General features: G+C 59.2%; 5 protein-coding genes and 2 pseudogenes. 6 read left to right on the top strand and 1 reads right to left on the bottom strand.

The window, feature by feature from the left end; genetic code table 11:
• Positions 1–527 (bottom strand): annotated as a pseudogene (locus AB4043_RS18345) (hypothetical protein); the annotation flags it as partial.
• A gap of 534 nt (positions 528–1,061) precedes the next feature.
• Here AB4043_RS18345 and AB4043_RS18350 point away from each other — a divergent pair.
• The 6 genes and pseudogenes from AB4043_RS18350 to AB4043_RS18375 form a co-directional block, all read left to right on the top strand.
• Positions 1,062–4,619: an AAA family ATPase gene (locus AB4043_RS18350; protein WP_442307727.1), complete on the top strand. Its 3,558-nt coding sequence runs from the start codon at positions 1,062–1,064 to the stop codon at positions 4,617–4,619.
• Between the two features lie 107 nt (positions 4,620–4,726).
• Complete coding sequence (locus AB4043_RS18355) at positions 4,727–5,719, top strand: YihY/virulence factor BrkB family protein (protein WP_442307728.1); 993 nt, start codon at positions 4,727–4,729, stop codon at positions 5,717–5,719.
• A pseudogene (locus AB4043_RS18360) lies at positions 5,701–6,306 on the top strand (phosphoribosylaminoimidazolesuccinocarboxamide synthase); the annotation flags it as partial. The gene AB4043_RS18355 and the pseudogene AB4043_RS18360, both read left to right, overlap by 19 nt.
• Positions 6,307–6,371: 65 nt before the next feature.
• Positions 6,372–6,905: a CvpA family protein gene (locus AB4043_RS18365; protein WP_442299795.1), complete on the top strand. Its 534-nt coding sequence runs from the start codon at positions 6,372–6,374 to the stop codon at positions 6,903–6,905.
• Positions 6,906–6,936: 31 nt separating this feature from the next.
• Positions 6,937–7,227, top strand: coding sequence for a helix-turn-helix domain-containing protein (locus tag AB4043_RS18370; protein WP_147648210.1), 291 nt, complete (start codon positions 6,937–6,939; stop codon positions 7,225–7,227).
• A gap of 141 nt (positions 7,228–7,368) precedes the next feature.
• Positions 7,369–7,573 (top strand): hypothetical protein (locus AB4043_RS18375; RefSeq protein ID WP_442307729.1); only part of this gene is annotated, 205 nt, incomplete at its 3' end.

The raw sequence follows: 7,573 nt of genomic DNA on the forward strand, positions 1-7,573 counted from the left end.
GCGCTGTACAGGTAAGGAGTAGCCTGCTTGATCATCGCATCCCAGGTTGCCTGGTCGATGTCCTTACCCTTGGTCGCGCTCAAAGCCTTCTTGGCGGCATCGGCTGCCTTGTCGAGCTCAGCCTGCTTCTCGGCCGGATCAGACTTCTGATCGGCCATGGTCTTGTGGAGACTCATCTCCATCGTGAGGGCGCGCAGACTCTGCGGATTGACCTGCAGCAGCTTGTCAGCGGCAGAGAGCACACCCGGAGCGTCGTTAAGCTGACCGTAGGCGCCCATGATGAGCTCCAGGACGCTTTCTTTCACGGTGCTCTGCGGATACTTGTCGAGGTATGCCTGCAGCGCGGCAATCTTGGCTTTCGGATCGGCAGTCTTCGTAGCCGCATCGTAAGCGTTGTACTCTTCCTGCGACATCTGCACGCCGCCACCCTGGGCTTGGCCCACGTTGGCCGTTGCTGCCACCAGGGCGATAGGGGAGACCGCAACTGCAGCGGCCGCCAGGAACGAGGCGAACAAAACCTTCTTCATTTTGATAAGGCTCCTAAGTACTCTCAAAATCTACTGTGCGATGTCTATGAAGGTACAGCAGGGAGAATTTCCCTATGGACCAGAGGTTCACTGCACGACAGCGATTGCGCGCTGCGCCGCTTCGCCCTGCCATAGGGGGTTGATGCGGATTATAAGAAGCTCGTTGCTCTCTGGCAAGAGGACGGAAAGAGCCGGACGTGGCGAAGAACTGCGGCATATCCTGCACCGTCACAGTGGTTTGACCACCTTGTAACGGGACCATGACAACCTATAGACGCTCCCGGTCGGCAAACTGTCACTGAGAGCGCGTGAGATGGGCCAGCGAAACGGCTGAAGCGGAACGATTCCCTCCCTGATAGGACCTTTTGACTGCATGCGGCGCCCATTTGTGGGGTTACGGCCGTTTTATCCACAAAATCTTGGGTTGCACTTGTTGATTCAGGCAGCCCGACATGCCCACAATTGATATGAGGCTCTAGAACGTCCAATGTTCAAGGACGCTCACGGCCTGTTTCGTTCGGAGGCACCCATTCCATGCTCAAGTTGAAGCGCATTCAGATTCTCGGCTTCAAGTCCTTCTGTGATCGCACCGAGGTTCAACTCGCCGGCAACGGCATTGCGGCCATTGTTGGCCCGAACGGTTGCGGCAAGTCGAATATTTCGGACGCCATTACATGGGTACTGGGCGAACAGTCAGCCAAGAGCCTGCGCGGAACCAAGATGGAAGATGTCATCTTCGCCGGAACCCGCGACCGCAAACCGACAGGCATGGCCGAAGTCTCTCTCACGCTGGTAGACCCCGAGGTTTATGACGGCCATTTGCTGGCGCCGGGCGAGACGCCCGAGATCGAGATCGAAGACGAGCATCCGGAAGACAACGGGGCTATCAAGCCCAACGGCGACTGGGACGAAGCTGCCCTGCGCGCTGAGCGTGCCGCCGACACCGAAGCCGCGGTGCTGGAAGCGCAGCCAGGTCAGGTAATCGATGGTGAAGCGCATCCGCAACAGCAGCTCGAAGGCATTCCCGAAGCCGATGCGGCCAACAATGTGGTACTGAAGATCCGCCGTCGCAAGTTCAATCGTGCTCCGGTACGCGCTGGCGAGATTACCGTCACCCGCCGTTTGTTCCGCTCCGGCGAGTCCGAGTACCTGATGAACGGCAAGATCTGCCGCCTGCGCGACATCCAGGATGTCTTCATGGGTACGGGTCTCTCTGGCGAGAACTACGCGATCATCGGTCAGGAGCGCATCGGTCAACTGCTGAGCTCCAAGCCGTTGGACCGCCGGGCCATCCTCGAAGAGGCCGCCGGCGTTACACGCTTCAAGACCAAGAAGCGGCTGGCTGAGCTCCGCCTTGAGGCTGCCAAGCAGAACCTTGCCCGCGTCAATGACATCTTCGACGAAGTCACGCGCCAGATGGCCAGCCTGAAGCGCCAGGCGGCCAAGGCAGAACGCTATGTGGCCCTGCGCGATGAACTGCGCACCAAACTGCGGGTTGTGCTGGCAAGTAAGCTGGCGCAGATGGACGCCGAACAGGCGAATACGGCCCAGCAGATCGCCTCTCTGACGGAAACGATCGATAGCCAGGCTGCAGAGTTCGAGACCCTGGACGCCGAGGCCAGCACCGGCCGCGCCCGCGGCTATGAGCTGGATGCCGCCATCCGCGAAGCGGGTGTCCGCTCCAACCAGACTGCCGTTGAGCTGGAGCGCGTGGTGGCTCGCACAGCCTCGAATACCGACCGTATCTCCGAGCTGGAAACACGTCTTGAGACCGGCAACGCCGAGCTCGCCCAGATCCGCCAGCAGATGGAGACTCTGGCCGCCGAACGTGCCGAGACACAGTCGTTCCTGGAGTCGGCAACGGCTGAGGCCGCTGGCGCCCAGCTTGAGAGCAAACGGTCAGAAGAGTCTGAGACCAAGCGCCGTGGCGACCAGCTTCGCGCCGAGGTTGCCACCCTGCTGGGCCGCCGGAACTCACTGGAAGCCCTGATCCGCGAGCACAGCTATTCGACGGATACGGTCCGTAACATCTTCCGCCACAATGCCGCCACCAGCACGGTTGCGCCCATCGGAACTCTCGCCGACTTTCTGGAAGTCGATGGCCAGTATGAGCAGGTCGTCGATGAGTTCCTGCGTGACGAGTTGAACTACATCGTCGTCAAGAGCTGGGACGCCGCCGACCAGGGCATGCAGATGCTGCGGTCGGATGTTGAAGGCCGCGCGACCTTCCTGGTGCATCCTCCGGACTCACAGGCTCGGTTCCCTTTCACCGCGGGCATGGAATCCACGGCGAACACCACCGGGCACACCGGCATTGTGCCGCTGAAGAACTGCATCCGCGTATTGAACGGTTTCGGCAAATCGCTCGAGGTGGTCCTGCCGAAGCTGCGTGAGGGATATGTCACTCCGGACTCTTCCACGGCGCGTGACCTTGCGCTGCAGAATCCGGATGCCTTCTTCCTTTCACCATCCGGCGAGACCTTCCATAACGTTACGGTCACCGGCGGACGTCCACGCGGCGAAGGCCCCCTGGCGCTGAAGCGCGAGCTGCGTGAGATTCAGACCAAGCTGGAGGGGCTTGAAGCCGAACTCTCGCAGACCGAGATTCATGCCGCTACCCTGGCCCGTCAGATCACTGAACTGTCACAGCTTCTGGAGCACAAGCAAGCTGAGCGCCGCGAAGCCGAACGTGAGTCTGCTAACCAAGGCGCGGCCCTGCGCCAGATGGAGTCGGAGGCTGCCCGTATTGAGCGTCGCCTGGCCGAATGGCAGCTCTCTGTCGAGCGCAACCGCGAAGCCCGCAATGCCAAGCAGGACCTGATTAGCCGCAAGCAGGAAGAGGCTGCAAAGTACGAGGCCGAGCGCGCCTCTGCCGAAGGCCGTATCGCCGAGTTCACGGCACGCATGGACGAGCTGCGTCTGAGCCGCGAGGTGCTGCAGTCTGAGGCCGCCGCAGCCTCAGCGCAGCTCGCCGGCCTGGAAGAGCGCCGTCGCAATGCAACGGCTGCCTTTGAACAGAACCAGCGCATGTTCAACGGCCAGCAGCAACGGCTCCTCCAGATGGAACAGCAGCTTACGTCCGGAGCTACGGAGAAGCAGCGCCGCGAAGAGGAAAACCTGCAACTGGCCGAGCAGCAGACCGTGCTGGCAGCTCAGCGAGAGCAGGCAATCTCCGAACAGCAGACACTCACCTCCGAAGCGACAGCGCTACGCGCCTCGCTGACTGAGCTTGAACAAAAGCTGAAGACGCTGCGTATCGAAACCGATGCTCTGCGGGAAAAGCGCAGCGCACTCACAGCACAGGCAGCACGTCTGAGCTCGGACATCGAGCATCTCGAAGCACAAACCATGGCGGACCTGGGTGTCGAGGCAGCGGAGCTGCGTGCTGACGAACTAACGCTGCGTATCAGCGGAGATGAGCTTACCGCAGCCGGCGAAGAGACAGGGAACCTGAAGCAGAAGCTCGAGAACATGGGACCGGTCAACATGATGGCCCTGGAAGAGTTTGCCGAGACCGAGCAGCGCCACGGCTTCCTCGAAAGCCAGCGTAAGGATCTGTTGGATTCGATCGAGAACACCCACCAGTCAATCAAGGAAATCGACGAGGTCTCGCGCACCAAGTTCGAAGAGGCCTTTACACAGATCAACGAGAACTTCTCAACCACCTTCACCAAACTGTTCAATGGCGGCCAAGCCATGATGAAGCTCACCGATCCGGACAACATCTCCGAGAGCGGTATCGACATCATCGCTTCGCCTCCGGGCAAGAAGCTGCAGAACATTTTGCTGCTCTCAGGTGGAGAAAAGGCCCTTACCGCGTTCTCCCTGCTGGTCGGCATCTTCCTCTACGCTCCGGCGCCGTTCTGCATCCTGGACGAAGTCGATGCGCCTCTGGACGAAACCAACGTTGGCCGCTTCGCCAAGCTGGTAAGCGAGATGTCGGCAAATACACAGTTTGTGGTGATTACGCACCATAAACGCACCATGTCAGAAGCCGACATGATCTACGGCGTCACGATGCAGGAACCGGGCGTCTCGCGCATTGTCAGCGTGAATCTGAACCGGGCAGACCGGACAACGAACGCAGCCTAAATACAAGCAACAAAATGACAAAGGGCCTCCATCGCGAGGCCCTTTGTTTTGTCTCGTTGAGATAGGCATCCAAACCCTGCTGCGATCCAGCCATCCAACGTAGATGCATGTTGCTGGATGCCCAACCCGAGCCGAGGAGTCCTTCGGCGCCGCAGTACGTATGGGACATGGTCAACCGGTCTCCGCTGCGATCTCTATGGAACCTAGAAGGCATCAGCCTGCGTGTTGTGCTGCGACGAACCGCGCGATCGCTCCTGAAAGATGACTTGTTAGGCCGTTCGGCACAGCTGGCGTATTACTTCCTGTTTGCAGTCTTCCCCGCGCTCATCGCAACCAGTTCGCTGCTCGGCATTGCGGCCAAATCCGCAACAGGGTTTTACATGCAGATCCTGCAATATCTCGCCAAGGTGATTCCGCCGGAGGCATTCGACCTGGTGCTGCACACCTTCGATCAGACGACGGCACATTCCACCACCGGAAAGGTCACCATCGGCTTGCTGGCAGCGCTGTGGTCTGCCTCCGTCGGTGTTTCAGCCATGCAGGAAGCCTTAAATTCGGTTTACAACATCCGGGAATCGCGCTCGTATCTGCGGGCTCGCCTCTCCGCCGTGGTGCTGACAGTCGTGATCTCCATCATGCTTACCTTCTCTTTGTCGTCAATGCTGGGAGGTGACCTGCTCGGCCACTGGTTTACGGCGACGATGGGCCTTCCCGCAGTGGTGGGCTGGATGGCGCGCATTCTCGGGTATGCTGTCGGCGGTTCATTCCTGGCATTGACGATCGCCTCGCTGTACTATTTCGCGCCAAACTTCAAGGTTCGCGCCTGGCGATGGCTTACACCCGGGGGAGCACTCGGCATTACCTGCTGGCTGACGGCCTCCATTGGGTTGAGAACCTATCTGCATTTCTTCAACAACTACTCGGTGACCTACGGCTCTCTGGGAGCTGTCATCATCCTGCTGACGTGGTTTTACCTGACAGCCCTCACAATCCTGCTGGGAGCAGAGTTCAATTCAGAGCTGGAAGCGGCAATTGCCGAACGCAAGCTGGCGCGAGAGCAGCTCTCGCATCCACCTAAGCGGGGCGCTCGATGCTGGTAAAGCGAGCTGAGATGTTCCCAGTTGAGTGTGTCGTTCGCGGATACATCTCCGGCTCCGGCTGGAAGGACTACCAGAAGACCGGCATGATCTGCGGCATTCCTCTGCCCAAAGGGCYGCGCGAGTCCGACAGGCTACCGGAACCGATCTTTACCCCCGCAGCCAAGAACAACGTGGGGCACGACGAGAACATCTCGTTCGAAGAGGTGATCCGGGTGGTCGGGCAGGAAACCGCCACCAACCTGCGTGACCTGACCTTGGCCATCTATGCCAAAGCCTCCGCTCATGCCGAATCGAAGGGGCTGATCCTGGCGGATACGAAGTTCGAATTTGGCGTAAGCGACGGCGCCATCACGCTGGCGGACGAGGTGTTGACGCCGGACTCCTCCCGTTATTGGCCCGCCGATCTGTACTCTCCCGGCGGGGCGCAACCCTCCTTCGATAAGCAGTATGTGCGCGACTACCTGGAATCGATCCACTGGAACAAGCAGGCTCCGGCGCCCGCTCTGCCGGAGGAGGTCATCGTCAATACCCGCGCGAAGTACCTCGAGGCGTATCAACGCATCACCGGCCACCCTCTTCAGGCGTAGCCAAATTGAGGTGTAGCCAAAGAGTCAACAGCTAAATCCGCCAGCTATCACTCAAAATAAAAGTGATGACTCCGGTGGACTACGCCATCGTCGCTCTGCTTGCCTGGTCGGTGATTGCCGCCTTTCTGCGTGGCCTCATCCGGTCACTGTTTTCTTTGGCAGGCATCGCGGTCGGCATCGTGCTGGCGGGTATGTACTATCCGCAGGTCGCGGCTGTTCTGGCTCGATGGATCACGGCACGGCCAGCCGCTGAGACGGCGGCATTTCTGATCATCGCCTTTGCGGTTATGCTGCTGGCAACACTGGCCGGCCTTGCCATCCGCAAAAGCTGTGAGGCCGTTGGACTTGGCATGGCTGATCGTCTGGGAGGAGCCTGTTTTGGATTCCTGCGGGGTTGTCTGGCCGTTACGGCAATTGTCATGTCCGTTGCGGCTTTTTTGCCCAAATCGACCCTGTTTCGCCAGTCGTACCTTGCTCCCTATTTCCTAACCGCATCGCATGGGGTATCCTTCATCGTGCCAACTGATTTTCAGCAGCGCGTGATGAACGGTGTCTCGCAACTCAAAAAAGAGGCCGCTACGGTCTCCCGACATCGGTAAGAGAACGACTGTAACTTTGAATGAGGAAGAAATGAAGCGAGAACTTGAGACTCTAGTCGCACAGATGCACAATGCAGGAATCAGCTATACCGACGCTGTGCGCGAGTTCAAGAAGCGCTACATCCTCGAAGTGCTTGCGCATCATCGCGGCAACCAGTGCAAGGCCGCGGAAGAGCTGGGCATGCACCGCAATACACTCTCCCGTACGCTGGCCGAGCTGAACATGGACTCGAACGCCATCCGCAATGGCCTCCGCCGTCCCGTGCGCAGTGAGCGCAATGTGGAGCGGCCGGCATTCAATGTTGTTGTCGGCGCACGCTAGAGCGTTTTTCCTGTAGGTCTTGCGTAGGGCTTCTGCATTCATGGGCGTTTTCCGCAATGAAAACGCTGCAACACTCCTTTATCGGGATACCAAGCAACAGGAAAAACACTCTAATCCCTTTCTTTCGCGTCTAACTCTTCGATGAAGCATCTTCGCATCACCGTGGCCGCAGTTTTGTTTGCGGGCGCCGCGTGGTCGTACGTCGGTGCGCAGACTCCCGCGAAACCAGTCTCGGCAAAACAGGCCAGGAAGGCTGCCGATTCTTATTTGGACGGTGCGCGGGCACTGGACCGGAACGATCTGGTTGCCGCCGAAAAAGCCTTCGCCCGGGCTTTCAAGCTGGATC

The sequence above is a fragment of the Terriglobus sp. YAF25 genome (genome assembly GCF_052113305.1).
Taxonomy (GTDB): domain Bacteria; phylum Acidobacteriota; class Terriglobia; order Terriglobales; family Acidobacteriaceae; genus Terriglobus.

Bases quoted from the DNA above. Each gene is read 5' to 3' on its own strand.
- AB4043_RS18370 (WP_147648210.1), top strand. From the start codon at position 6,937: ATGAAGCGAGAACTTGAGACTCTAGTCGCACAGATGCACAATGCAGGA.
- AB4043_RS18365 (WP_442299795.1), top strand. From the start codon at position 6,372: ATGACTCCGGTGGACTACGCCATCGTCGCTCTGCTTGCCTGGTCGGTG.
- AB4043_RS18355 (WP_442307728.1), top strand. From the start codon at position 4,727: ATGTTGCTGGATGCCCAACCCGAGCCGAGGAGTCCTTCGGCGCCGCAG.
- AB4043_RS18350 (WP_442307727.1), top strand. From the start codon at position 1,062: ATGCTCAAGTTGAAGCGCATTCAGATTCTCGGCTTCAAGTCCTTCTGT.